The 22,716-nt window shown below is 52.6% G+C and carries 26 protein-coding genes and 1 pseudogene; 12 read left to right on the top strand and 15 right to left on the bottom strand.

What is annotated here, in order from left to right; translation table 11 throughout:
• Window positions 1-308 precede the first annotated feature (308 nt).
• Window positions 309-1,595: a glutamate-1-semialdehyde 2,1-aminomutase gene (locus ACVBDQ_RS07375; protein WP_013146305.1), complete on the top strand. Its 1,287-nt coding sequence runs from the start codon at window positions 309-311 to the stop codon at window positions 1,593-1,595.
• Window positions 1,596-1,723: 128 nt separating this feature from the next.
• On the top strand, window positions 1,724-2,803 hold the full coding sequence (locus ACVBDQ_RS07370) for an FUSC family protein (protein WP_014194924.1): 1,080 nt from the start codon (window positions 1,724-1,726) through the stop codon (window positions 2,801-2,803).
• A 13-nt stretch (window positions 2,804-2,816) separates the two neighbouring features.
• Here ACVBDQ_RS07370 and nikC read toward each other — a convergent pair whose 3' ends face one another.
• The 7 genes and pseudogenes from nikC to fabL form a co-directional block, all read right to left on the bottom strand.
• On the bottom strand, window positions 2,817-3,716 hold the full coding sequence (nikC, locus tag ACVBDQ_RS07365; RefSeq protein ID WP_446663124.1) for a nickel transporter permease: 900 nt from the start codon (window positions 3,714-3,716) through the stop codon (window positions 2,817-2,819).
• 15 nt (window positions 3,717-3,731) lie between these two features.
• Window positions 3,732-4,736 (bottom strand): ABC transporter permease, encoded by a 1,005-nt coding sequence (locus tag ACVBDQ_RS07360; protein WP_014194923.1) that lies wholly within the window; start codon window positions 4,734-4,736, stop codon window positions 3,732-3,734.
• 70 nt (window positions 4,737-4,806) lie between these two features.
• Window positions 4,807-5,634, bottom strand: a pseudogene (locus ACVBDQ_RS07355) (ABC transporter substrate-binding protein); the annotation flags it as partial.
• A 309-nt stretch (window positions 5,635-5,943) separates the two neighbouring features.
• Window positions 5,944-6,477 carry a nucleoside tri-diphosphate phosphatase gene (gene ntdP, locus ACVBDQ_RS07350; RefSeq protein ID WP_011229972.1) on the bottom strand — a complete coding sequence of 178 codons (534 nt, stop codon included), beginning with the start codon at window positions 6,475-6,477 and terminating at the stop codon, window positions 5,944-5,946.
• A 134-nt stretch (window positions 6,478-6,611) separates the two neighbouring features.
• Window positions 6,612-6,821 carry a YgaB family protein gene (locus ACVBDQ_RS07345; protein WP_011229971.1) on the bottom strand — a complete coding sequence of 70 codons (210 nt, stop codon included), beginning with the start codon at window positions 6,819-6,821 and terminating at the stop codon, window positions 6,612-6,614.
• Window positions 6,822-7,048: 227 nt separating this feature from the next.
• Complete coding sequence (locus ACVBDQ_RS07340; RefSeq protein ID WP_011229970.1) at window positions 7,049-7,240, bottom strand: gamma-type small acid-soluble spore protein; 192 nt, start codon at window positions 7,238-7,240, stop codon at window positions 7,049-7,051.
• A gap of 58 nt (window positions 7,241-7,298) precedes the next feature.
• Window positions 7,299-8,048: an enoyl-[acyl-carrier-protein] reductase FabL gene (fabL, locus tag ACVBDQ_RS07335; RefSeq protein WP_011229969.1), complete on the bottom strand. Its 750-nt coding sequence runs from the start codon at window positions 8,046-8,048 to the stop codon at window positions 7,299-7,301.
• A 60-nt stretch (window positions 8,049-8,108) separates the two neighbouring features.
• On the opposite strand from fabL, the gene ACVBDQ_RS07330 reads away from it, so the two are divergent.
• On the top strand, window positions 8,109-8,333 hold the full coding sequence (locus ACVBDQ_RS07330) for a hypothetical protein (protein WP_011229968.1): 225 nt from the start codon (window positions 8,109-8,111) through the stop codon (window positions 8,331-8,333).
• Here the strand turns inward: ACVBDQ_RS07330 and mutY are convergent.
• The 5 genes from mutY to ACVBDQ_RS07305 all read right to left on the bottom strand — a co-directional run bounded on the left by mutY (window position 8,330) and on the right by ACVBDQ_RS07305 (window position 12,217).
• Complete coding sequence (mutY, locus tag ACVBDQ_RS07325; protein WP_020279373.1) at window positions 8,330-9,430, bottom strand: A/G-specific adenine glycosylase; 1,101 nt, start codon at window positions 9,428-9,430, stop codon at window positions 8,330-8,332. The genes ACVBDQ_RS07330 and mutY overlap by 4 nt on opposite strands.
• Before the next feature lie 105 nt (window positions 9,431-9,535).
• Window positions 9,536-10,801, bottom strand: coding sequence for an L-lactate MFS transporter (locus ACVBDQ_RS07320; RefSeq protein WP_014194917.1), 1,266 nt, complete (start codon window positions 10,799-10,801; stop codon window positions 9,536-9,538).
• A gap of 16 nt (window positions 10,802-10,817) precedes the next feature.
• Window positions 10,818-11,609: a formate dehydrogenase accessory sulfurtransferase FdhD gene (gene fdhD, locus ACVBDQ_RS07315; RefSeq protein ID WP_033024728.1), complete on the bottom strand. Its 792-nt coding sequence runs from the start codon at window positions 11,607-11,609 to the stop codon at window positions 10,818-10,820.
• Window positions 11,548-11,802: a hypothetical protein gene (locus tag ACVBDQ_RS07310; protein WP_169740295.1), complete on the bottom strand. Its 255-nt coding sequence runs from the start codon at window positions 11,800-11,802 to the stop codon at window positions 11,548-11,550. The genes fdhD and ACVBDQ_RS07310 overlap by 62 nt, the downstream gene beginning before the upstream one ends.
• Before the next feature lie 67 nt (window positions 11,803-11,869).
• Window positions 11,870-12,217 carry a DUF2294 domain-containing protein gene (locus ACVBDQ_RS07305; protein ID WP_011229964.1) on the bottom strand — a complete coding sequence of 116 codons (348 nt, stop codon included), beginning with the start codon at window positions 12,215-12,217 and terminating at the stop codon, window positions 11,870-11,872.
• 266 nt (window positions 12,218-12,483) lie between these two features.
• Here ACVBDQ_RS07305 and fdhF point away from each other — a divergent pair, with 266 nt between their 5' ends.
• The 5 genes from fdhF to ACVBDQ_RS07280 all read left to right on the top strand — a co-directional run bounded on the left by fdhF (window position 12,484) and on the right by ACVBDQ_RS07280 (window position 17,922).
• On the top strand, window positions 12,484-15,447 hold the full coding sequence (gene fdhF / locus ACVBDQ_RS07300) for a formate dehydrogenase subunit alpha (RefSeq protein ID WP_446663123.1): 2,964 nt from the start codon (window positions 12,484-12,486) through the stop codon (window positions 15,445-15,447).
• Window positions 15,440-15,928: a DUF1641 domain-containing protein gene (locus tag ACVBDQ_RS07295; RefSeq protein ID WP_011229962.1), complete on the top strand. Its 489-nt coding sequence runs from the start codon at window positions 15,440-15,442 to the stop codon at window positions 15,926-15,928. The genes fdhF and ACVBDQ_RS07295 overlap by 8 nt, the downstream gene beginning before the upstream one ends.
• 512 nt (window positions 15,929-16,440) lie before the next feature.
• The gene (locus ACVBDQ_RS07290) at window positions 16,441-17,424 is read left to right on the top strand and encodes a metal-dependent hydrolase (protein ID WP_011229960.1); all 984 of its coding nucleotides are present in this window, start codon (window positions 16,441-16,443) and stop codon (window positions 17,422-17,424) included.
• Between the two features lie 107 nt (window positions 17,425-17,531).
• Window positions 17,532-17,693: a small, acid-soluble spore protein K gene (locus ACVBDQ_RS07285; RefSeq protein ID WP_011229959.1), complete on the top strand. Its 162-nt coding sequence runs from the start codon at window positions 17,532-17,534 to the stop codon at window positions 17,691-17,693.
• 67 nt (window positions 17,694-17,760) lie between these two features.
• Complete coding sequence (locus ACVBDQ_RS07280; RefSeq protein WP_011229958.1) at window positions 17,761-17,922, top strand: YpzG family protein; 162 nt, start codon at window positions 17,761-17,763, stop codon at window positions 17,920-17,922.
• Window positions 17,923-17,997: 75 nt separating this feature from the next.
• On the opposite strand, the gene ACVBDQ_RS07275 is transcribed toward ACVBDQ_RS07280, so the two are convergent.
• Together ACVBDQ_RS07275 and recX are read right to left on the bottom strand one after the other, a co-directional pair.
• The gene (locus tag ACVBDQ_RS07275; protein ID WP_011229957.1) at window positions 17,998-18,339 is read right to left on the bottom strand and encodes a YfhH family protein; all 342 of its coding nucleotides are present in this window, start codon (window positions 18,337-18,339) and stop codon (window positions 17,998-18,000) included.
• A 168-nt stretch (window positions 18,340-18,507) separates the two neighbouring features.
• On the bottom strand, window positions 18,508-19,317 hold the full coding sequence (gene recX / locus ACVBDQ_RS07270) for a recombination regulator RecX (RefSeq protein WP_011229956.1): 810 nt from the start codon (window positions 19,315-19,317) through the stop codon (window positions 18,508-18,510).
• A 93-nt stretch (window positions 19,318-19,410) separates the two neighbouring features.
• Here recX and ACVBDQ_RS07265 point away from each other — a divergent pair, with 93 nt between their 5' ends.
• From ACVBDQ_RS07265 to ACVBDQ_RS07250, 4 genes are all read left to right on the top strand, one after another.
• The gene (locus tag ACVBDQ_RS07265) at window positions 19,411-20,328 is read left to right on the top strand and encodes a TIGR01777 family oxidoreductase (RefSeq protein WP_014194913.1); all 918 of its coding nucleotides are present in this window, start codon (window positions 19,411-19,413) and stop codon (window positions 20,326-20,328) included.
• 244 nt (window positions 20,329-20,572) lie between these two features.
• Window positions 20,573-21,127, top strand: coding sequence for a GNAT family N-acetyltransferase (locus tag ACVBDQ_RS07260; protein ID WP_047757546.1), 555 nt, complete (start codon window positions 20,573-20,575; stop codon window positions 21,125-21,127).
• A 130-nt stretch (window positions 21,128-21,257) separates the two neighbouring features.
• Window positions 21,258-21,386 carry a YfhE family protein gene (locus ACVBDQ_RS07255; RefSeq protein ID WP_078172606.1) on the top strand — a complete coding sequence of 43 codons (129 nt, stop codon included), beginning with the start codon at window positions 21,258-21,260 and terminating at the stop codon, window positions 21,384-21,386.
• A gap of 89 nt (window positions 21,387-21,475) precedes the next feature.
• Entirely contained in the window at window positions 21,476-21,661 is a 186-nt protein-coding gene (locus ACVBDQ_RS07250; RefSeq protein WP_011229952.1) for a YfhD family protein, read from the top strand.
• 109 nt (window positions 21,662-21,770) lie between these two features.
• Here the strand turns inward: ACVBDQ_RS07250 and ACVBDQ_RS07245 are convergent, their stop codons facing one another.
• Window positions 21,771-22,601 (bottom strand): glycosyltransferase family 8 protein, encoded by an 831-nt coding sequence (locus ACVBDQ_RS07245; protein ID WP_011229951.1) that lies wholly within the window; start codon window positions 22,599-22,601, stop codon window positions 21,771-21,773.
• Window positions 22,602-22,716 lie beyond the last annotated feature (115 nt).

The following is a 22,716-nucleotide window of genomic DNA, read 5'->3' as shown; positions in this document are numbered from 1 at the left end:
CCATTTTCATCTTTTTTGTTTTCCAGTCTGTTGACGCCATTGCGTTAGGCGCCGCCTCCGATTTGGAAAGAACGGCAAAATGCTTTTGTCCTAAATCAATGCCCACTCGCCGATCGACCGTCGGCAACAGTTGGATGTCAGTTCCGCCCATACGGAAACAAACGATTTCCTGTCGGATTTTTTCGAATCGGCACGTCAATGATGGGAGAAACCGATCCGTCTCCCGCTTTACACCTATAGCATTGAAGTTTGAGTCTTCTCGGTTTACTATATAAAGAGGCAGTCAGCGGAAACAGGAGGATCAAACAATGCAGTGGACCAAATCAGAACAATTATATGAAGAAGCGCTCCAGCACATTGTTGGTGGAGTGAACAGCCCGTCCCGCTCATACAAAGCGGTCGGCGGCGGTGCGCCAGTCGTGATGGAGCGGGCGCAAGGAGCCTACTTTTGGGATGTGGATGGAAACAAGTACATCGACTACTTGGCCGCCTACGGACCGATCATCGCCGGGCACGCCCATCCACACATCGCGGAAGCCATCCGCCGCGCCGCCGAGACCGGTGTGTTGTACGGCACGCCAACGCCGCATGAGATCACGTTTGCCAAAATGTTAAAAGAGGCGATCCCGTCGCTCGAGAAAGTGCGGTTTGTCAACTCGGGAACAGAGGCGGTGATGACCACGATCCGCGTCGCCCGCGCCTACACCGGACGAAGCAAAATCGTCAAATTCGAAGGCTGCTACCATGGCCATTCGGACCTTGTGCTCGTCGCCGCCGGCTCGGGGCCATCGACGTTGGGGACGCCGGACTCAGCCGGCGTGCCGCCGAGCATCGCCCAAGAAGTCATTACCGTGCCATACAACGATGTCGAATCGTTCCGCGAAGCGATGAACGTTTGGGGCGAGCAAGTCGCAGCGGTCCTCGTCGAGCCGATCGTCGGCAACTTCGGCATCGTCCTGCCAAAACCGGGCTTTTTAGAAGCGATCAATGAGATTGCCCACAAGGAAGGGGCGCTCGTCATTTACGACGAAGTGATCACCGCCTTCCGCTTTATGTACGGCGGAGCGCAAAACTTGCTCGGTGTGGAGCCCGACTTGACGGCGATGGGGAAAATCATCGGCGGGGGCTTGCCGATCGGGGCGTACGGTGGACGCCAAGACATTATGGAACAAGTCGCTCCGCTCGGACCAGCGTACCAGGCCGGGACGATGGCCGGCAACCCGGCGTCGATGCTCGCTGGCATCGCCTGCCTTGAAGTGTTGAAACAAGAGGGCGTCTATGAGCATCTCGACCGATTGGGAGCAATGCTGGAAGAAGGCATCCTGGCCCATGCTCGCCAATGCGGCCTGCCGGTGACCGTCAACCGCTTAAAAGGCGCGCTCACCGTCTTCTTCACTGACGAAAAAGTGGAAAACTACAAGCAAGCCCAGCGCAGCGACGGCGAGTTGTTTGCGAAATTTTTCAAGCTCATGCTCAAACAAGGGATCAATCTCGCGCCGTCGAAATACGAAGCATGGTTTATCACCCTCGCCCATACGGAAGACGACATCGCCTACACGATCGACGCGGTCGGCAAGGCGTTCCGGCAGCTTTGAACACCAGAAATTTCTCAACGCCCCGCCTTTACCAGCGGGGCGTTATATTTTTTCCTTGCGCACATAGGATGAAACTGTGTATAGTACTGAATGGTTCACCAAAACAAAAAGGAGAGTTTTGATCATAGATGAAACTCGGTGCCCGCATTTTCAAAACGGGGATCGCAGTGGCGCTCGCCTTGTTCTTAGCAGCGCTCTTCCAGTTTCCATCGCCGTCATTCGCCGGCATTTCCGCTGTGTTCGCCATGCAGCCGACCATTTACCGCTCCTATTTATCGCTGATCGAGCAAGTGCAAGCGAATGTGATCGGCGCCTTGTTCGCGATCGCGGCGGTTTTCATTCTTGGGCGCGATCCGTTGGTCGTCGGTTTGACGCTGATGATCGTCATCGCCCTTTGCCTGAAAATGCGCCTTGAATCATCGACGATTTCCGTAGCGCTTGTCACAGTCATTGCCATTATGGAATATACAGACCGCCAGTTCATTCAATTTGCGGCCATTCGCTTTTTAACGATGATGCTCGGTATTTTCGCCGCCTTTGTCGTCAACTTGATTTTCTTGCCGCCGAAATACGAAAAAAAGGTATATGAAAAAATCAGCGAAGAAACAGAGGCCATTTTAAAATGGATCCGCCTGCATAAACAGCAAGCAGCCGACCATCACCATTTGAAGGAAGAAATTGAAGCACGACACGAAGAAATGACCAAACTCGAGCATCTATATTTTATGTACAAAGAAGAACGCACGTATTTTCGACGCCAACGCTTCCAAAAATCTCGCAAACTCGTGTTGTACCGGCAAATGATAGCAGCGGCCGATCGAGCTTTATCTGTCTTAAAATGGCTGCACCGGCTCGAAAACGAGTTCAGCCGCTTGCCCGCCGAGCTTCGTCAAGCCGTCTGCCTGCACCTTGGCTGCTTGCTTGACTACCATGAGCAACTGTTGCTGAAATTTATCCATAAGGCAAAGCCGCTCCCTCACAGCAGACGGGCCGAGGAAATTCATCATCAGCGCGAGCGGCTCACTTCCGCCTTTTATGCGGACGGCCAGCCGCCGGGCGATTATCGGTTGTTTTCTTTAATCGGAGCGATCATGGATTATGGGGATCGCCTCGAACATTTAGACAAGCTTATCGATAGTTTCCACCATTACCATTACGATGACACGCTGGAAAAAGAGCTGGGAAAGTCAGCAGGCGGCCGCTCGTAGCGGACCGCCTGCTTCAATTTTTCATCCGTGGGTCAAGCGCATCGCGCAGCCCGTCGCCCATTAAGTTAAAGCCAAGCACCGTCAGCATGATCGCCAATCCAGGGAAAATCATCGTCCACGGCGCCTGAGTCAAGAAATCTTTGGCATCCGATAGCATTTTCCCCCACTCCGGATTGGGCGGCTGCGCCCCCAAGCCTAAAAAGCCAAGTGCGGCCGCTTCGATAATGGCCGTGGCGATCGCCAGTGTCCCTTGAACGATAATCGGCGCGAGGCTGTTGGGCAAAATATGATGGATTAAAATGCGCCAGTCGCTCATGCCGATCGCTTTCGCTGCCATAATGTATTCTTCTTGCTTAATGCTTAGCACGCGAGAACGGATGAGCCGCCCAAAGTTCGGTACATTAATGACAGTGATGGCGATGAGGGCGTTTTGCAAAGACGGCCCGAGCACAGCGACGATGCCGATCGCCAATAAAATGCTCGGAAACGCCAGCATAATGTCAAACAAACGCGAAATCACCCCATCAATCCAGCGCCCATAGTAGCCGGCGATAATGCCAAGCAGCGAACCAACCATGACCGAGCCGAGCACGGAAAAAAATCCGACCCACAGGGAAATGCGGGCTCCATATATCACGCGGGAAAAAATGTCGCGGCCAAAATCATCGGTGCCGAACCAATGCTCGCTAGAAGGCGGCTGCAACCGCTCGGCCAACTGTTGGTCTTTATAATCATACGGTGCCAGCCACGGCGCCAAGATGGCGACAAGGATAAAAAACAAAACGATCCCAGCACCGACCAAGGCGATTTTATTTTTTCGAAACCGCCGCCATGCTTCTTTCCATAAAGAAACCGATTCCGTCTCCCTAATCGCCGCCGGCGGTGTTGCCGGCGTGCGCGCTAGTTCAGCCATAGGCGCCCTCCCTCCTTAATTGTACTTAATGCGCGGATCAATGATCGCATAAAGTAAATCAACGATCAAATTAATAAAAATAAAAATGGTGGCAATGATCAAAATGCCCGATTGGATCACCGGATAATCCCGATACCCGATTGCATCATAAATATAGCGTCCGATGCCGGGCCAGCTGAAAATCGTTTCCGTCAAAATCGCACCGCCAAGCAGCAGTCCTGTTTGCAGCCCAATGACCGTCAACACGGGAATAATGGCGTTTTTCAACGAATGTTTGTACACGACCCAAAACATGCTTAATCCTTTCGCACGAGCGGTGCGAATGTAGTCGGATTTCATCACTTCCAACATGCTCGAACGCGTCATGCGAGCAATAATCGCCATCGGGATCGTCGCTAGAGCCATACTCGGCAAGACAAGATGTTGAATAACTTGCCAAAATTGATCGGTATTCCCAGAGAGAAGTGTATCGATCAGATAAAGATGAGTGATCGGCTCAACAGGGTTGCGTACGTCCTCGCGACCGGACGTCGGCAGCCAATCAAGTTCAATCGAAAACAGCCACTGCTCCATTAAGCCAAGCCAAAAGATCGGCATGGAAACACCAATCAATGCCAACACCATCGCAATATAATCAAACCATGAATTTTGAAACCAAGCGCTAATAATGCCGGCGTTCACGCCAATGATCACCGCAATCAGCATCGCCGCCAGCGACAGTTCGATCGTCGCCGCTAAATACGGCCAAATTTCTTCGGCGATGGGGGCGCCGGTGCGGATCGACTCGCCTAAGTCACCGTGCAGCAAGCCGCCGATGTATTTGACATACTGCACATACCATGGCTCATCTAACCCAAGCTTATGGGTCAAAGCCGCTACAGCCTCTTTCGTCGCTTTTTGCCCTAAAATGACTTGCGCCGGGTTGCCTGGAATGGCTCGGATCATAAAAAAGACGACAAGCGACATGCCAAACAACACCGGGATCACCATCAGCACCCTTCTCACAGCATACGACAGCACCTGACTCTCCCTCCCTTAACATGCGGCAAACAAAGAGGGGAAGATGCGCTCCTTCCCCTCTCTCAGTCGATTATTTAAACTCGACTTTCGTAAACTTATCCGAACCGGTCGGGTGCGGGTTAAAGCCTTGGATATTCGCCTTGCCGGCCAACAGCGGAGTTGAATGGACGAGCGGAATCCATGGCGCTTCTTCTTTAATGATCTCTTGCGCTTTTTTATACAGCTCGTTCCGTTTGTTTTCATCGCTCACCGTTTGCGCTTCGACCAAAATTTTATGCAGCTCATCATTCGAGAAATAGGTGTAGTTGTTGCTGCCAATGCTGTCTTTGTCAAGGAGCGCATACAAGAAGTTATCGGCATCACCGTTGTCGCCCGTCCAGCCGAGCAGGAAGGCGTCCGCTTCCCCTTTGGCGAGCTTGTCTAAATAGGTCGCCCATTCATACGTCACGATTTTCGCTTTCACGCCGATTTTGGCAAAATTCGCTTGAATGGCCTCAGCGATTTTTTGCCCGTCCGGCATATACGGACGCGGTACCGGCATCGCCCACAGTTCGATTTCAAAGCCATTCGGATAACCCGCTTTCGCAAGCAGCTCTTTCGCTTTATTCAAATCAAACGGATAGTCTTGAATCGCATCGTTGTATCCCGGGATGCTGGGAGGCATCGGGTTTTTCGCCGGTTCCGCCTGGCCGGCGTAAAACGCATCGATGATCGCTTTCTTGTCAACCGCGTAGTTCAACGCTTGGCGAACCAACTTGTTTTTCAGCGGCCCTCTCGTCGCCGTCAGTCCGACATAGGCGACGTTCATCGACGGGCGCTTGAAAATTTGAAACTCTTTGTTTCCTTCCACTTGTTTTAAGTCCGTCGGATTCAAGTCTTCCATGATGTCGATTTCGCCTCCAAATCAACTGATCACTCCTGCTTGACCGTCGCCATTCCTCATGCATGCGGGAAAAAGCAGAAAAACTGCCGACTTGCGAACAGGATTTTTCATGTCGCTATTTCTCATCTCTAATCGAGACCCCTGCTTTTAAGCATAAGCGTTAGCAAGGCAGCCCAACCGTGGGACGCACGAGGATGGCTTGACTGACAGCCTGCCGTAGGACAATCCCCCGCCTCACCATCAGCTCTTCATGCGTGCCGCTTTCGACAAAAAAGCAGAAAAAACCTGCCAGCGATGCCGAACAGGCTTTTTTCATGCCGCTATTTACGTTTGGTACGCCTGAAACACTCCGTACCATTTGTCGATGAACTCGGGCGCAAACGGCCCTTTCCGCTCCTTAATCCAGCCGATCAGTTTTTGAACGTTGTTTTTTAAAATGCGGTCGATCACATCGGGATAGTGCATTTCGCGGCGATGCCGCTCATACTCATCTTCATCCAGCAGCATGTACGTCATATCGGGAAACACTTTAATATCCAAATCATAATCGATGTACTTCAGCGCTTCTTCATCCCAAACGAACGGCGAGCTTAAATTGCAATAGTAGTACACCCCGTCCTCACGAATCATGGCGATAATGTTAAACCAATGCTTAGCATGAAAAAAACAAATCGCCGGTTCGCGCGTCACCCACGTCCGGCCGTCCGCTTCCATGACGAGTGTTTTGTTATTGCCGCCGATCACATACGATGGCGTCCCTTTTAATACGACCGTTTCCTGCCAAATCCGGTGAATCGTCCCATTATGTTTGTAGCTATGGATTTGAATGATTTTCCCTTCCCGAGGGTAAACTGGCATCATTCTTCCCTACTTTCCGATGGGAGCTTCTTCGTTATATTATACCCTGTTCCTTTTGCAAAAGGAAAGAAAAGCAGGCCGCCTTACTGAGGAAAAGGCAACTGGCGCGTTGGCTCAAGGACGCAGCCTGTCCGTCAGACACCGGGTGCCATCTGCCCTAAAAATGCGCGGCGGATGGCTTCCACCTCCCGTTTCATTTGCCGCACTTCCTCGCGCAAGGCGGCGGTCGGCGCTTCACGTTCAAGTTCATCCAACTGGCGGGTGATCTCCTCGCAACGCTCCATCTCCTGTTGCAAAAACAGCGCCTCGTCGCCTACATTCGTCCATGCGTGCTCCATCGCCATTCCGTTCTCCCTTCCCCTTTGCCGTGTGATTTCCTTTCATCATTTCGCGCCCGCACCCACAAATCCCTTTCACTAATCTTGTAAAGAGATGACAGCTTTTGTCGACAAAAAAAGCAGAGGCGCGCCGCCCCTGCTTTTTCCTTCCATCTTCGGCCTATCGCCTGCGCTCTTGTAGCAACATACGCCGTCGTCACAACCGCCAGGCGTCAGCCATGGATGATCGTTGGTTATTGATTGACATTTTGCGCTTTGCGGGCTTCCGCTTGCGCATTTTGTTGTTTTACGTGTTGCACATTCGTCTCAGCCGCAAATTCCGTCGCAAATTGGCCAGCTTGAGCGGCTTGAGCCGATTGGGCATTTTGTTGTCTTACTTCTTGAATGTTTGTGCCAGCTGCTGTTTTGTTCGGTTGTTTGGCCATTGTTCTCACCTCCACGTGCTTTACTATGCCCCGGGGGTGATCGTTCTATCCGCTGACGTTACAAAAGTAAAGATCTTCCACCATCGACAATGATCGTCTGCCCGCGAATCATCTCGGCTGCATCCGAGAGCAAAAACAAAACCGCGTTGACGATATCATCGGGTTTGACCGGGCGGCCAGCCGGCGTGTTCGCAGCCGCGTCGGCGAGCAGCTCTTCACGGTTCGGGAAGTGCTTCAGCGCATCGGTATCGACCGCCCCGCCGGAGACGGCGTTGACGGCGATGTTTTTCGGCGCCAGCTCGACAGCCAAGTAGCGGGTCAGCGCTTCAAGCGCGGCCTTCGAGACGCCGACCGCCGTATAGTTTTCCAAATAGCGGATCGACCCGAGCGAGCTGATGCTCACAATTTTCCCGCCGCCGACTTGCTCCATTCTTTTGGCCGCTTCCTGGGCGCAAAACAAAAGCGCTTTGCTGTTGATGTTCATCGTCCAGTTCCAATGCGTTTCTTCCAATTCCATCGCCGGGCGCAAGACGCCGGATGCGGCGTTGTTCACGAGCACGTCGACCCGCCCGAACACCTCATCGATTTGGGCAAACATGGCGTGAATTTTCTCAACGTCGCCGACGTTCGCTTTGACGACGAGCGCTTTTCTCCCGAGCGCTTCAATTTCGCGCGCCGTTTCTTCGGCAGCTGTTTTGCTGCGGGCGTAGTTGACCACGATATCGTATCCTTCCTTGGCCAGCCGCAAGGCGATCGCTTTGCCAATGCCGCGGCTGCTGCCGGTGACCACTGCTACTTTTCCGCTCATGTTTTTCACTCCTTATACATATAATATAGCCGAATTCCATAGATGAGGGAGGGGCTGCCTATGTACGTCGGCCGCGATATGACTGAGCTGTCGATGATTCCGAAAACGGAATGGACCGATGACGAACTCGCTTATTTTCATCATTCGTTCCAACAAATCGCTCCATATTTAAACGTCGAAGGGCAGACGATTCACCGTGAAATCATCGAGGAAATCGAAGCGCGCGGCGGCCTTGGGCGCCGTGAAGCAACGTATACACACGGCACGATGCCGGTGCCTGATTAATCGGGGCGGCGTACTCCGCCCGCCCATTCTTTATATTCGCGCCAAACACGTTGATGGGACACCGGAAAGGCGTACGCTTCGAGCTCATCTTCAGACACAAGCCGAAAAGGCTCCTTGGTGGACTCGCTGCTGATCAGGCGGCCGGGAAACACGGTCAACTGCCAGACTAAATGGGAAAACGCATGCTCAAACGAAACGATCGGTTCTGTAAGCTCTACTTGCAAACCGTATTGCTCCCCAACCATTTGCTCGAGCTTCTCTTTTCCATCTGCACCGTCCGTTTCGCAGCTGGGGAACTCCCATAAATTCGCAAGCAAACCGGTGTTGTCGCGCTTGCGAATGAGAACGCGGCCTTCATCATCGGCCAGCACCGCTACTGCGAGCGGCACTTGTTTGACCGCTGTTTTTTTCGTTTTCACCGGCAGCTCTTCCGCCACCCCTTCGGCGAACGCTTGGCAGTAGACTTGCACCGGACAAAGAAGGCACGACGGGCGGCGCGGTGTGCAAACAAGAGCGCCAAGCTCAATCAGCGCCTCGTTAAACGCTCCCGGGTTTTCGTACGCCATAATTTCGCGGACGATTTGTTCAAATCGTTTTCTCGTCGACGGTTTGGCAATATCGTCTGTCACGAGAAACAGACGCGACAAGACACGCATTACGTTGCCGTCAACAGCCGGCTCCGGGACACCATAAGCGAGGCTCAACACCGCCCCGACCGTATACGGTCCGACTCCTTTCAGCCTAGAAAATTCATCTGGATCGTCCGGCACTTTGCCGCCATAGCGCGTTTTCACTTCTTTCACCGCCGCGTGCAAATTGCGCACGCGCGAGTAATAGCCGAGCCCTTCCCACGCCTTCAGCACCTCGTCCTCATCAGCGTCAGCAAGCGCCTCCAGCGTCGGAAACCGATCGATAAACTGTTCAAAATACGGAATGACCGTCTCGACGCGCGTTTGCTGCAGCATCACTTCCGACACCCATACTTTATATGGGTCGCGGCCTTTCCGCCACGGCAGGTCGCGGCGCTCGCGGGCGAACCAGTCAAGCAAATCGCGCTGAAACTCGCGCGCTGGAAATCGCTCTGTTTCTCTTGTCATTCAACGTTTCCCCCATGATGCCTATGATCCATATCCACCTTATTATATCAAAAAACCCCCGGCGTGGCTTGCCGCACGCCGAGGGAAGACGGAAGGAAATCGTTCTCAACTTTCCTTAGCCGCCGAAACATAGGCGATTTGTTCATGCTGGGCGCGCAATCGGCGAATATCGATGCGCACGAGCAACGAGATGATGAAAGCGATGACAAACAATCCGCCAAAAAAGGCCAAACTTCCTTCATAAGAACCGGTCGTGTCTTTAATATACGCAGCAAACATCGGTCCGACGAGACCAGCCGCGGCCCAAGCGGTCAAAATATAACCATGGATGGCGCCAAGCTGCTTCGTGCCGAACAAATCGCCGATATACGCCGGGATACAGGCGAATCCGCCGCCGTAGCACGTATACACAATCGTCAGCATCACAACAAACAGCCATTTGATGGACACGTTCGGCAACAGGAAGAAAATCAAGATTTGCAAAACGAAAAACGTCGTATACGTATTCGGTCGCCCAATATAATCAGAAGCCGATGCCCAACCGATGCGCCCTAACCCGTTAAACACCCCAATGGCGCCAACTAATGCCGCCGCGGCCGTTTGGCTGATGCCGATGCTTTCCACCGCCAACGGTTTGGCCACCGCTAAAACGGCAATGCCGCACGTCACGTTAATAAACAACATGAACCATAAATACCAAAAACGTCTTGTTTTAACCGCCTCATTGGCCGTCAACTGCGCCAAATCAAGCGAAGGTTTGGCTTTTCCGGCCTTCACTTTTTCCTGAAATCCTTCCGGCAGCCATCCTTCTGGCGGTTTTTCTAAATAAAGAGAAGATAACGTCATAATGACAAAATACGTAATGCCTAAAATGAAAAACGTATTTTGGACGCCGACGGAGGCAATCAAACTGTTCATCACCGGACTCGCGATCGCTGCGGCAAAACCGAATCCCATAATCGCCAGCCCTGTAGCCAACCCGCGCCGGTCTGGAAACCATTTGACAAGCGTTGACACTGGCGCAATATACCCGACGCCGAGCCCGATCCCACCTAAAACGCCATAAAACAGATAAAGCAGATACTTGGAACCGAGAGCAACAGCTAATCCAGAACCAGTCACCCCGAGGCCAAAGAAGATGGCGGCCAATAGTCCGGATTTCCGCGGTCCGTGCTTTTCAACAAAATGGCCAAGGAACGCAGCCGACAATCCTAAAAACAAGATCGCAATGCTGAACGTGAGCGCCACTTCCTGGTCCGACCATCCAAACAATTGTTTTAATGGATTGGTAAAATTGCTCCACGCATAAACAGACCCAATCGAAATATGAATGCCGACAGCCGATAACGCAATGAGCCAACGGTTTTTCACAGCCTCTCCTCCCCTTTTACCCGATGATGATCCGACTCTCATGCGTATACACGTTAAACGCCTGCCCGCGCAAAAAGCCAACGACGGTTATGCCGAGTTCATCCGCCAAATCCAAGGCCAGCGTCGTCGGCGCCGATTTTGAGAGCAGGACGCTCACTCCCATTTTCGCCGCCTTTAACAGCACTTCCGATGAAACGCGGCCGCTGAATACAATGAGCTTGTCTTTCATCGCAACTTGATGACGCAGGCAATAGCCATACAGCTTATCGAGCGCGTTGTGACGCCCGATGTCAGAACGAATCACGACCATCTCATCCGGTGTGGCGAGCGCGGCGTTGTGAAGACCGCCCGTCGCCGCAAAGTCCGTCGACCGCTCGTGCAGCGCTTTCATGAGGCGAATGCAGTCATCCGCCTTCACCGTGATGCCGCCGACGATCGTTTTCGCCGTCTTCATGTCATTGTAAAAATAAAATTGCCGGCTTTTTCCGCAGCACGAGCCGATGAACCGCTTGGCATAAAACTGTTTGGCCGGCAGTCCGCCTGCGGCGAGTTCGACATAAGCAAAGCCCCGCTCACCATCAATGGTCATCCCTTTGATGTCGCTGCACGTCCGAATGGCTCCTTCCGAAGCCAAAAATCCGATTACCAATTCATCTAGATGCGCCGGCGTGCAAACGATCGTCGCAAACTCCTCGCCATTGACCGTTATGGTCAACGGAAACTCGAGCGCGATCTCGTCCTCTTCCTCAACAAAGCGCCCGTTCCGGTATTTCGCAATCGGTCGCCATTTCGCCGCAAACCCGCTCACCTTGCCATTCCCCCTTTCCATGCAAAATAAAACCGCCGCCTTCCGGACAAGAGGACAAACTCGCCCCTGTCAGCGAAAAGCGGCGGTAGTTTGCGCCCAGCACTTCTGCAGCGAAACCAACGCACATCCGTTTCCGAAACCTGCCTGCCAAGCGGCGAAACCGTTTAGCCGGCAAGGCTTCTACTATTTTCATCGTGCTAACTATTCATAAGCATACCACGAACAGTAACGAAAAACAATTGTTTCTGTTCACAAAATCGTCACAATTCAATCGGTTTTTCAAACACGAACACCGATACGGCCATATCTTCTTCCACTTTAATGTCGCTGAACAAATAAAGAAGCTTCGAACCGATGAGCTCTTCCATGCCGTCCGGCACATGTTGGGCGTACACGTCTTGGATCATTTTCGTTCTCGCTGCATGCACCATCTCTCGGCCTTCCGGCGTGCGGGCGATAAATTTTTCTGTCGGCGTCAAATTGCCATGCAAAATCGTAATCGCCAAGTTGTCGACAAAATACGTTTTAATCCGCTCCGGCCCTTTGCCAAACAGCTGTTTGCGCACTTTGCGCACAATATCGTTGAAAGCGGCTTCTTTTTTGGACATTTTTCTTCCCCCTTTCCGAAAGCCACCAGAAAAAGTTCCAGCCCATCCGTTGTGTTCTTCGTTTTGCCGTACTATAATAAACTATAGCAAATGTATACATAGTGGAAAAATAATAAGGCAAGAAGCGGCCTTGTTATTTTTCTACTAAATATAAAAAGTTTGGATTGGTTGTTTAGTATCGTTATGCTAAAGAACTACTCCACCCACGATGAAGCATTCGTCTCGTCGCTGGTGGAGTTTTTTATTTTGACAAAGGGGGAGCGACGATGGAAGCGCAAATGGTGACGGTAACCATCAACGGGCGTGCCTACCGCGCCAAGCCCGGGATGACGATTTTGGAAGTCGTCAATGAACACGGTCTTCCGCATCCGCAAGTTTGTTATACGCCGGAGCTTGGCGCCATTCAGACATGCGACACGTGCATCGCTGAAGTCAACGGAACGCTGCTTCGCGCCTGTGCGACGCCGGTTGAGGACGGCATGGTCGTCGAACTCGGCTCGCCGCGGGCAAAGGCAGCGCAAAAAGAAGCGATGGACCGCCTGTTGGAAAATCATCTCTTGTACTGTACGGTGTGCGACAACAACAACGGCAACTGCAAGCTGCACAACACGGCGGAAATGATGCAAATTGAACATCAAACATATCCGTACCGGCCGAAAGTCGACCCGTCCGAGGTGGACATGTCGCATCCGTTCTACCGCTACGACCCGAATCAATGCATCGCCTGCGGGCAATGCGTCGAAGCCTGCCAAAACTTGCAAGTGAACGAAACGCTTTCGATCGATTGGGAAGCGGAACGGCCGCGCGTCGTTTGGGACGGTGGGGTGCCGATCAACGAATCGTCGTGCGTCAGCTGCGGGCATTGCGTCACCGTCTGTCCGTGCAACGCGTTAATGGAAAAATCGATGCTTGGCGAAGCGGGCTTTCTCACCGGCTTGGACAAAGACGTCCTCAACCCGATGATCGATTTTGTCAAGGAAGTCGAGCCAAACTATACGAGTATTTTCGCCATTTCTGAAATCGAGGCCGCCATGCGCGAACAACGGATCAAAAAGACGAAAACGGTTTGCACGTTCTGCGGCGTCGGCTGTTCGTTTGAAGTGTGGACGAAAGGGCGGAAAATTTTAAAAATCCAGCCTGTTTCCGAAGCACCAGTTAACGCCATTTCGACGTGCGTCAAAGGGAAATTCGGCTGGGATTTCGTCAACAGTGAAGAACGGCTGACGAAACCGCTCATCCGCAAAGGCGACGTCTTCGTCGAATCGACATGGGATGAAGCGCTCTCTTTGGTCGCGGAAAAACTCGGCGCGATCAAACAGCAATACGGCGGCAACGCCATCGGCTTTATTTCATCATCGAAAATTTCCAATGAAGAAAACTATTTAATGCAAAAGTTGGCACGGCAAGTATTTGAAACGAACAATGTCGACAACTGTTCGCGCTACTGCCAGTCGCCGGCGACGGACGGCCTGTTCCGCACGGTCGGCATGGGCGGCGACTCCGGCACGATTCACGACATCGCCACCGCGGGGCTTGTCATCATCATCGGTGCCAATCCAGCTGAGGGGCATCCGGTGCTCGCTACCCGCGTCAAACGGGCGCATAAACTATTCGGGCAAAAACTGATCGTCGCCGACTTGCGCCGCAACGAAATGGCGGAGCGCGCCGATTTGTTCATCCGCCCGAAACAAGGAACCGACCAAGTGTGGCTCATGGCGGTGACAAAATACATCATCGACCAAGGCTGGCATGATGAAGCATTCATTCGCGAGCGCGTCCATTTCTTTGAAGAGTTTAAACAATTGCTCGAAAAATATACGCTCGACTATGCTGAACAAGTGACCGGCATCGCCAAAGCCGATCTCATCCGCATCGCCGAGATGATCCACGAAGCAGACGGCACGTGCGTCCTCTGGGGCATGGGGGTCACGCAAAACACGGGCGGCAGCGACACGTCAGCGGCGATCTCAAACTTGCTTCTTGCCACCGGCAACTACGGGCGTCCGGGCGCCGGCGCATTCCCGCTGCGCGGCCATAACAACGTTCAAGGCGCCTGCGATATGGGTTCGCTTCCTGCCTGGCTGCCTGGCTACCAACATGTCACCGATGATGAGGCACGAGCGAAGTTTGAACAAGCGTACGGCGTCCGCATCGATGCGAAACCAGGCCTTGACAACATTCAAATGCTTGAAGCAGCCGAACGGGGCGAGCTGAAAGCGATGTATATCGTCGGCGAAGATATGGCGCTCGTCGACTGCAACGCCAACCATGTGCAAGAGACGTTGGCGAAGCTTGACTTTGTTGTCGTTCAAGACATTTTCTTGTCAAAAACAGCGCAATTTGCTGATGTCATCTTGCCAGCAGCGCCAAGTTTGGAAAAGGAAGGAACTTTCACGAATACCGAGCGCCGCATCCAACGGTTTTACCAAGCGCTGGAGCCTCTTGGCGACTCCAAGCCAGACTGGTGGATCATTCAAGAAATCGCGAAGCGGCTTGGCGCCGATTGGAATTACGCTGGCCCGAAAGAAATCATGGATGAAATCGCCAGCCTCGCCCCACTGTACTCACAAGCGCATTACGACCGGCTCGAGGGCTGGAACAGCTTATGCTGGGGCAGCCATGACGGGGCTGACACGCCGCTGTTGTACAAAGAGCGGTTCAACTTCCCGGACGGCAAAGCCCGCTTTGCGTTAGCCGATTGGGTCGAACCGGTGCAATATCCGGAAGAGTACGATTTGCTTGTGAACAACGGCCGATTGCTCGAACATTTCCATGAAGGAAACTTGACGTACAAATCCAAAGGCATCGAGCATAAATTCCCAGAAGTGTTTGTCGAAGTATCCCCTGAACTCGCCAAAGAACGCGGCATTGAAGATGGGGCGCTCGTTCGGCTCATCTCGCCGTACGGCCGCGTCAAAGTGCGCGTGCTCGTCACCGATCGAGTCAGAGGCAATGAACTGTTCTTGCCGATGCACTCCACAGCCAATGAGAGCGCCATTAACATGCTGACCGGCCCGCAAACCGACCATCGCACGAACACGCCGGCTTACAAACAAGCCCGAGTGCGCATGGAAGTCATTGAACGGTCCGGCAAGACGCCGCTGCCGTGCACAAATCCGCGCTTTAAAAAGCGGCATCCGCAAAACGGCGTCGAGGTGGAGCGGAAGTGGCGGCGAAGCGACTACGTGCCGCTCACCGAGGAAAACAAGGGGGTGACGATCGGTGGCTAAGCCGATTACCACCATTCAAAAGCGCCAAATGACGGAGGAAGAAAAACGAACTGAAGCGCTGGCCAAGCTAAAAGCCGCTGTCGGCGACAGTGAAGAGGCAGTTCGCGAGCTCTTGGCGTTCATCGAGCAGCTCCATGAAAGCGGCCTGCTCGAAGCGGCCAACGCCTTGTTAAAAGCGCGGGAAGACGTGGCGAAAATCGTCGTCGGCCAGCTCAACCAAAAACCGGTGACAACGATGATCAACCATGCGTTCGCCATAGCTGGCCTTGTTGCTTCACTTGATCCGGAGAAAACGGCGAAACTGCTTGAGCACATCGCCGCCGGCGCGCTGGAGGCGTACGAACAAAACTCCGCCGAAACAAAAAAAATCGGGTTGTTTGATTTGCTTAAAGCGCTCAATGACCCGGACATCAACCGCGCGATCCGCTTTTTCCTGTCCGCTCTCAAAGCGATCGGCAAACGGTTCAGAAATGACGGCTAATCGATCGGCTTGCAGAGAAAAGGACAGTTGACCAATGAGCCGCCAAAAGAACGGATGGTGAACCGATCTTCCATCAGCATGGAATGCTCCCCACTTACACCTATATAGACGTTGAAGTGGGGAGCTTCTCGGTCCGAGATGATCAACAAAACGTCCCGCCTCATGCGGGGCGCTTTTCGTTTTTGGTTGAAGCGCTTCCCTTTTCGTCTGACGAACGGCTTGCTTCCTGTTTCTTTTTCTCACTCCACTGTCTATCAATCGTTTCCTTTTTTGAATCGTTGTGAAATTGGTCGTTCCGCCTCTCGCCAACGATTGTCGCTCTATGATACACTAGCCATAACCTTGTTTGTCTCTCGCCTCCTTTCGGCCAATGCCTCAAACGGTTATTGGCTGAACACAAGGTGGGGCATACTAATAGTTGCATGAAAAAGAAAGATGTGCTCCGGCCGAGAGACAACAGACAGTTTCCATCCGAACATGCAACGATGCTGCAAGAAGGAGGCGCCTTCACGTTGGATACAGGCACACATGTTTTGATGGGGGTGGCGCTCGGCAGTCTTGCTTCACTTGACCCTGCGATCGCCCATGATCCGCTCTTATCCCACGCTGTGTTGATCGGCGCGCTCGCTGGCTCGCAAGCGCCGGATATCGACACGATTTTCAAATTGCGCAACAACGCCCAATATATTCGCAACCATCGCGGCATCACCCATTCGATTCCCGCCGTCGTTCTTTGGCCGTTGCTCATCGTCAGCGTGATGGCTGCCATCTATCCGAAAACGGATTGGCTTCGCGTTTGGCTTTGGACGTTTGTTGCCGTCGCCTTGCACGTATTTGTTGACATTTTTAACTCTTACGGAACCCAGGCGTTGCGTCCGTTTACAAAAAAATGGATCGCCCTTGGCGTGATTCATACGTTTGATCCGGTCATTTTTGGGCTTCATTTGGTCGGCGTCGGCGGCTTGTTTCTCGGCGCCCATCCCGGTTATACGTTTCTTGTCGTCTACGTGCTTATCGCTGCGTATTATGGGCTTCGCTTCCGCCAGCAGGCCAACATCAAACGGCTCGTGCACGCCTCGATCGCCGGGGTGACCGAGATCATCACCGTACCGACATGGCGGCCGCGCGAATGGCATTTAGCCATTTCAACCTGCGACAAATTTTACGTCGCCCGCGTCAAACGCGGCGAGCTCATCATCCTTGACCGCTTCCAAAAGCGTGCGCTTCCCGACCATCCGGTGATGAACGCCGCCAAACGCGACGAAAATATCGCCGCTTTCTTATCTTTTTCCCCGGTTTACCGTTGGGAAATGAACGAATACGATGATTACTACGAAGTGCGCTTTACTGATTTACGCTATCGAAGCAAAGGGTATTACCCGTTTGTCGCTGTCGTCCAGCTCGACCGCGATCTCAATATTGTCAGCTCATACACCGGCTGGATTTTCAGCGAAGGCAAACTGCGCAAAAAGCTCGAACTTGCTCCAAACGGCTGATGGGCTCCGCCCCAATCATTGCCACACATAAGCGCTACAGGGTGTCCCATAATAAAAATACGTGTTGGCCATCCAACACGAGCACGCCGTTAAGGAGGGAATGTGCCGTGCGGAACAAAGCGCACAACTTCCCGAACCAAAACAACAACAAGCTCGAAGGCGAACCGCGCGCCAAGGCCGAGTACGCCTCGAAGCGGGCCGACGGCACGACCAACACCCACCCGCAAGAACGGATGCGCGCCTCCGGCGAACGAAGCGATTTCTTTTAACATGAAGGGGGAGCGCGGCATCGTTCGCCGCACTCCCCCGGCACATTCCGCAGCGAGGTGAACAATCATGGGTCACCATCGGCACAAAAAATTTTATGACAACTTTTATTCGAACCCGTTTCAGCAGCCGTGGGCCAATCCAAAACACGCCCACTCGCAAGTGAACGGCGAAACGCAGCAAACGCTTGACCTCATCATTTTAGAGCGGCAGACGCGCAAGCAGTCGTAGCGGAACAACCTAGGGAGACACCCTCCCTAGGTTTTTAGGCTCGCTTTCCGTCCGACTGTGAACTTGTCCCGCCCGTCATGATTGAGGCAAATTCGGTTTACGAAGCAGTGAAATCGGCAGCGCCTCCTCCTCTCCGTTTCCTTTCAACCGCCATCCCCAGGCAAACACTCCTTTTAAATAGCGCACTTTAAAATACTCTCCAGGCGCCCCTTCAATTTCATAAATCTCCCCAGGATGAAAATCAGCTGGATTAAGCATATACGCCTTCGCCATGGCGATTTTCCGCTCGTAGACGGCGTATTCGTTCACCATCCCCATCTGCTCCGCCTTGCGTGCCTTTTCCGTCAACATGGCGATTTCTTGTTGCAGTTCTTCTTTCGTCATTTCGCTGTACCGTTTTTGTTCTCCTTTGATCATAGGCAAGCCTCCTTTTTGAGCATTCCCGATGGATCGTTTTCATCCACATGGAACTCGGCAAAAGGCTCAGAACATCTCTTGATTTATGGAACTGGAACGATTTTGTGATCAACATTTAACAACAAAACTGATAATATATCCCATTTTTTCAAATCCTTTCATTCGAGATCACTCGTCATTACCGTGCATGCGCAGCCATTCATTGATCAAGTCAAGTGCGAATCCTTTTCGGTACAGGGCTTGGCGCATCTTTTGCTCATAAAGCGGCCGCGGGTGGTGCGCATAACGGCGGTGCGCTTTCTCCGCCTGAACACTGAGCGCCTCCCGTTCTTCTTGTTCAGTATGAGTGCCGCCATCCGCCAAAACGGCGGCAATCACCTCATGCGGAAATCCTTTGCGCATCAGCTGCTGCCGCACCCGTTCCAAAAACGCGCGAGCCGATTCATCCCGGCGCTGTTTTTTCGCTTTTTCGTAAAGCGAGCGGGCGATGGCCATCTGTTCATCCAACGTATACTCCGCCAAACTCTGCTCGATCAAGCGGTCGGGAACGCCGAGCCGTTCCAGTTCGGCGCGCACAAGAAGCGGCCCTTTCGCCGCCGTCTTTTTTTGCGTGCGCACATAAGCGGCGGCAAACGCCTCGTCATCGACATACCGCTCGGCGCGAAGTTTTTTGAGCACTTCATCAATCACCGAATCCGGAGCGCCTTTTTTTCGCAAGTGTGCGGCGACCTCATGCTCCGAACGCATCCGGTGCGCCAAAAAGTAAAGCGCCTGTTGATACGCCTTTTTCACCTCATCGGCATACACAATATGTTGAAGCAGGTCGTCGCTGATCTCCATCCCTTTTTTCAAGCGGAATTGAAGCAATACATCTTGATCAACTGTCAATCTCAACGACGGTGCGCCGTCACGGTGCACGACAATCCAAAATCGTTCAGCATTTTGTTCGGTTGCGGCAATGTCGGCAATCGTTCCCATTGTTTGTCCCCCTTATCTTTTATCGTATCATAAGCAGGAACTTCTGACACCAAAAGCGAAGTCATAAAATAAACCAATGGAAGGGGAATCAAGATGCGCATCGCCATCAACGGCGGCACTGGGCTGATCGGCCAGGCGCTCGCCCGCCATTTTTCCAAACAAGGACATGAGATCTACATTTTCACCCGCTCTCCCAAACCTTCCGAAGGCAACATTCATTACCTTTCCTTCGACAACCACCGAAAGCCTGAAGCTGTCGATGTCGCCATTAATTTAGCCGGGGAGCCGCTCAATCGAAAACGTTGGACGGCGAAGCAAAAAGAGATCATCCTTGACAGCCGCCTTCGCGCCACCGAAGCGATGGGCCGCTGCATCGATTCACTGTCCCGCCCCCCGTCGTTGTTTATCAACGCCAGCGCCATCGGCATTTACGGCACTTCGGACTCCGCAACATTTACCGAGCAAACGACCGATTACGGCGGCGACTTTCTAGCCCAGACCGTCCAAGCATGGGAAGCATCGGCCCGTCCGATTGAGCAGCTTGGCATCCGCACCGTCTACGCTCGCTTTGGCGTCGTGTTTGCCCGACATGGCGGCGCCTTGCCGATGATGATCAAGCCGTATCTGCTGTTTGTCGGCGGCCCAATCGGCAGCGGACGGCAATGGCTGTCGTGGATTCATCTTGAAGACGTCGTGCGCGCGGTCTCGTACATCATCGAACACGAGGAATTGTCCGGCCCCATCAATTTCACCGCGCCCCATCCAGTACAAATGGAAGAATTTGGACTGACCGCCGCCCGGCTTCTTCACCGCCCGCATTGGCTTCCGGTTCCCGCTTGGGCGCTTCGCCTTCTCCTTGGCGAAATGAGCATGCTTGTCACCGAAGGGCAACGCGTCATTCCAGAGAAGCTATTGCAAGACGGCTTCCGCTTTTCGTTTCCAACGTTGGAAGGCTGTCTCACCGATTTGCTTTTGCCCCATGACCGACAAAAAATATCCAAAAAAAATTAACAAAAAAACAATTCCCTTTTTTCTTCCGATCGTGTATGATAAAGGAGACCTTAGGCTAGTTGTCGTCATAATCGCATACGGACAGGAACAAGGGGAAGGCAAATGGTGCGTCACCAGCGCTCGCGCTGGTCCTAGTGGGTTCGATTCCCACCCCGAAATTTTTTTAATGAAGTTTTAATAAAAAAATTTCGAGGGTGGGTTCCCGCTGGGAGGCTGCCCTCGGCATCCAAAGGAGGGATTGGCCATGTTGAAAAAACGCGAGCTGCAAGACTGTCATGCGCTGTACGAGCTGATGGTGCACCCGGATGTCTTCCCTTTTGTGCGCCAAAAAGCCGGCTCGTATGAGGAGTTTTTGTTCATGACGAAACAGCTCATCGAGGCGGAAGAACGAGGCGAGCTCATTTCGCGCACGATTTTGGACGAATGGGGAAACCCGATCGGCACGATCAGCCTCTTTGACATTCAAGACGGCGCCGGCTTTTTAGGAACGTGGCTTGGCAAACCGTACCACGGGCGCGGCTACAATCAGCGCGCCAAGGAAGCGTTTTTCCACGAACTGTTTTATGAGCTTTCCATCGAAACGGTGTTTTTGCGCATCCGCAAAGTCAATGTGCGCTCGATCAAAGCGGCGGAAAAACTGCCGTACGTCACGCCGGCCAATGAAACGCGGCGGGCGCTGCTCGAGCAAATCGGCGCGGATGTATACAATTTGTACGAAATTACAAAAGACAACTACACGCTCTATACAATGCGCCATCCTTCCTTTGCCCACAATGAAGAACAGCGCAAAGAGGCATAAGCCGCGCAAGAGCGCATCTGATGCAAAAAGAGGCTGTCCAAACGGACATCCTCTTTTTTACGCATAAAAACGGCTGGTTTTGCGCAAAATGGAACTAAAGGAATATTGATGCAAAGCGAGGGAACGAGCGATGGCGGAAAAACGAAAACGTGAAAAAGTGAAGCATACGTTGACAAGCGCCCAAGAAGTAAGCTATGCCCGCGATTTTAAAATGGCGGACCAAGCGGGCGGTTACACTGCCAAAAAAGCGCGCCATTAGAAATGATTGCTATTTATATGGCGGCGCCGTCCATGCCATGCTAATGAATGAATCGTACGATTCACACTTCTTTATAGGGGGCATGGACGATGGGCCGATCTCGCGGACAACGGACGCGCGACAAAAACAAGGCAACTTTGCCGCAGGTTCCCAAACAATTGAAATCTGACGGCATTGACGTCGAATATTCGGCGGAATTTGCCGACCATGAAGACCTCGAGGCGCAGGCGCGCGCGGCCGCTGCTGGCATCCGCCGGCAAGAGCGCAAACAGTAATCGAACATGGCGCCCGCTTTGATGGGGCGCCTTTTTCCTGTGAACCGCTTCCACTTCGCTTTGCTTGGAGTGAGAGACTTTCTTTGTGAAACGCGTCTCTCAAGCCGCGCTACACCGTCGCCTCGCCCTCGAGCTCCAACACTTGGCTGTACCGTTTGTAAAACCGCCCCAACTCCCCTTTGTAATTGTCTTTCCACGGTTTTTCCTTGCCGCAATAATGGATAAAAACGGTGTTTTCCTCAATCCAAGCTAAATCGTGTTTCGGGTTGGGCAAAAGCTGCAAAAAGTCATAATAGCGCGCGTCGTAGTTGTAGCGGTAGCAGTCGACCGGTTTAATTTTGTCCCAGTACAACCCATTTAACACGTCTTGGTCAGGAAGAACAAGCTTGAACCGGTTGTCGCGAATGAACTGGTAAATGTCCGCAAGCCGAACGTGTTCGCGCATCATCGCAATGTTCATCATCATCACACCCGTGTTGAAATACCCTTTCGCGTTCGGCGTTTTTAACCGCAACTTGTTGAACAAGTTTGCCACCTTCGTCGAATGGGTATGCTCAGCCGCAATGAACAAGTTCCCTTCGAAATCCATGTCATACAGCTCATCCATCGGGTTGATCGCCACAATATCCGGATCAAGGTACAAGACACGGTCGACGTCTGGCGGCAAAAACAAATGCGCCGCCAGACGGTAATACATCTCCACCGTATAGTGGCGGAAAACAGGCGCATCATGAAACAGTTGCGGATCAACGTAAATCGGCACGAGCTCATGCCCCTGCCGGCGAACAAACTCGCCAAGCGCCTGAATCTCTTCCTCGGCAATGCGCGAGTAAAGCAAGTAAAACGTAAACGGGCGCCGGTTGTTGCAAAACAGCGAATGCATCAAGACTCTCAGCGGCGGAAGATAATTGGCGTCTGTCGTCACTAACACATGGAACACGCACCATCACTTCCTTTTTTGCGTCATCGATTCCCCTTTCTCTACAATTATATAGAAATTTAGGTGAATGTTGCGCTCTTTTCATGCCAAATTGTCCGACCGCGCGATCGATTTC

The organism is Geobacillus sp. CCR, assembly GCF_052906625.1.
The sequence above is the reverse complement of the archived record's forward strand: the minus strand, read 5'-3'. Positions and strand labels throughout refer to the sequence as shown.

What these genes read in the sequence shown, in the direction of transcription:
- ACVBDQ_RS07375 (WP_013146305.1), top strand. Translation starts at nt 309, where the DNA reads ATGCAGTGGACCAAATCAGAACAATTATATGAAGAAGCGCTCCAGCAC.
- ACVBDQ_RS07370 (WP_014194924.1), top strand. Translation starts at nt 1,724, where the DNA reads ATGAAACTCGGTGCCCGCATTTTCAAAACGGGGATCGCAGTGGCGCTC.
- nikC (WP_446663124.1), bottom strand. Translation starts at nt 3,716, where the DNA reads ATGGCTGAACTAGCGCGCACGCCGGCAACACCGCCGGCGGCGATTAGG.
- ntdP (WP_011229972.1), bottom strand. Translation starts at nt 6,477, where the DNA reads ATGCCAGTTTACCCTCGGGAAGGGAAAATCATTCAAATCCATAGCTAC.
- ACVBDQ_RS07345 (WP_011229971.1), bottom strand. Translation starts at nt 6,821, where the DNA reads ATGGCGATGGAGCACGCATGGACGAATGTAGGCGACGAGGCGCTGTTT.
- ACVBDQ_RS07340 (WP_011229970.1), bottom strand. Translation starts at nt 7,240, where the DNA reads ATGGCCAAACAACCGAACAAAACAGCAGCTGGCACAAACATTCAAGAA.
- fabL (WP_011229969.1), bottom strand. Translation starts at nt 8,048, where the DNA reads ATGAGCGGAAAAGTAGCAGTGGTCACCGGCAGCAGCCGCGGCATTGGC.
- ACVBDQ_RS07330 (WP_011229968.1), top strand. Translation starts at nt 8,109, where the DNA reads ATGTACGTCGGCCGCGATATGACTGAGCTGTCGATGATTCCGAAAACG.
- mutY (WP_020279373.1), bottom strand. Translation starts at nt 9,430, where the DNA reads ATGACAAGAGAAACAGAGCGATTTCCAGCGCGCGAGTTTCAGCGCGAT.
- ACVBDQ_RS07310 (WP_169740295.1), bottom strand. Translation starts at nt 11,802, where the DNA reads ATGAAAATAGTAGAAGCCTTGCCGGCTAAACGGTTTCGCCGCTTGGCA.
- ACVBDQ_RS07305 (WP_011229964.1), bottom strand. Translation starts at nt 12,217, where the DNA reads ATGTCCAAAAAAGAAGCCGCTTTCAACGATATTGTGCGCAAAGTGCGC.
- fdhF (WP_446663123.1), top strand. Translation starts at nt 12,484, where the DNA reads ATGGAAGCGCAAATGGTGACGGTAACCATCAACGGGCGTGCCTACCGC.
- ACVBDQ_RS07280 (WP_011229958.1), top strand. Translation starts at nt 17,761, where the DNA reads ATGGGTCACCATCGGCACAAAAAATTTTATGACAACTTTTATTCGAAC.
- ACVBDQ_RS07275 (WP_011229957.1), bottom strand. Translation starts at nt 18,339, where the DNA reads ATGATCAAAGGAGAACAAAAACGGTACAGCGAAATGACGAAAGAAGAA.
- recX (WP_011229956.1), bottom strand. Translation starts at nt 19,317, where the DNA reads ATGGGAACGATTGCCGACATTGCCGCAACCGAACAAAATGCTGAACGA.
- ACVBDQ_RS07265 (WP_014194913.1), top strand. Translation starts at nt 19,411, where the DNA reads ATGCGCATCGCCATCAACGGCGGCACTGGGCTGATCGGCCAGGCGCTC.
- ACVBDQ_RS07260 (WP_047757546.1), top strand. Translation starts at nt 20,573, where the DNA reads ATGTTGAAAAAACGCGAGCTGCAAGACTGTCATGCGCTGTACGAGCTG.
- ACVBDQ_RS07255 (WP_078172606.1), top strand. Translation starts at nt 21,258, where the DNA reads ATGGCGGAAAAACGAAAACGTGAAAAAGTGAAGCATACGTTGACAAGC.
- ACVBDQ_RS07250 (WP_011229952.1), top strand. Translation starts at nt 21,476, where the DNA reads ATGGGCCGATCTCGCGGACAACGGACGCGCGACAAAAACAAGGCAACT.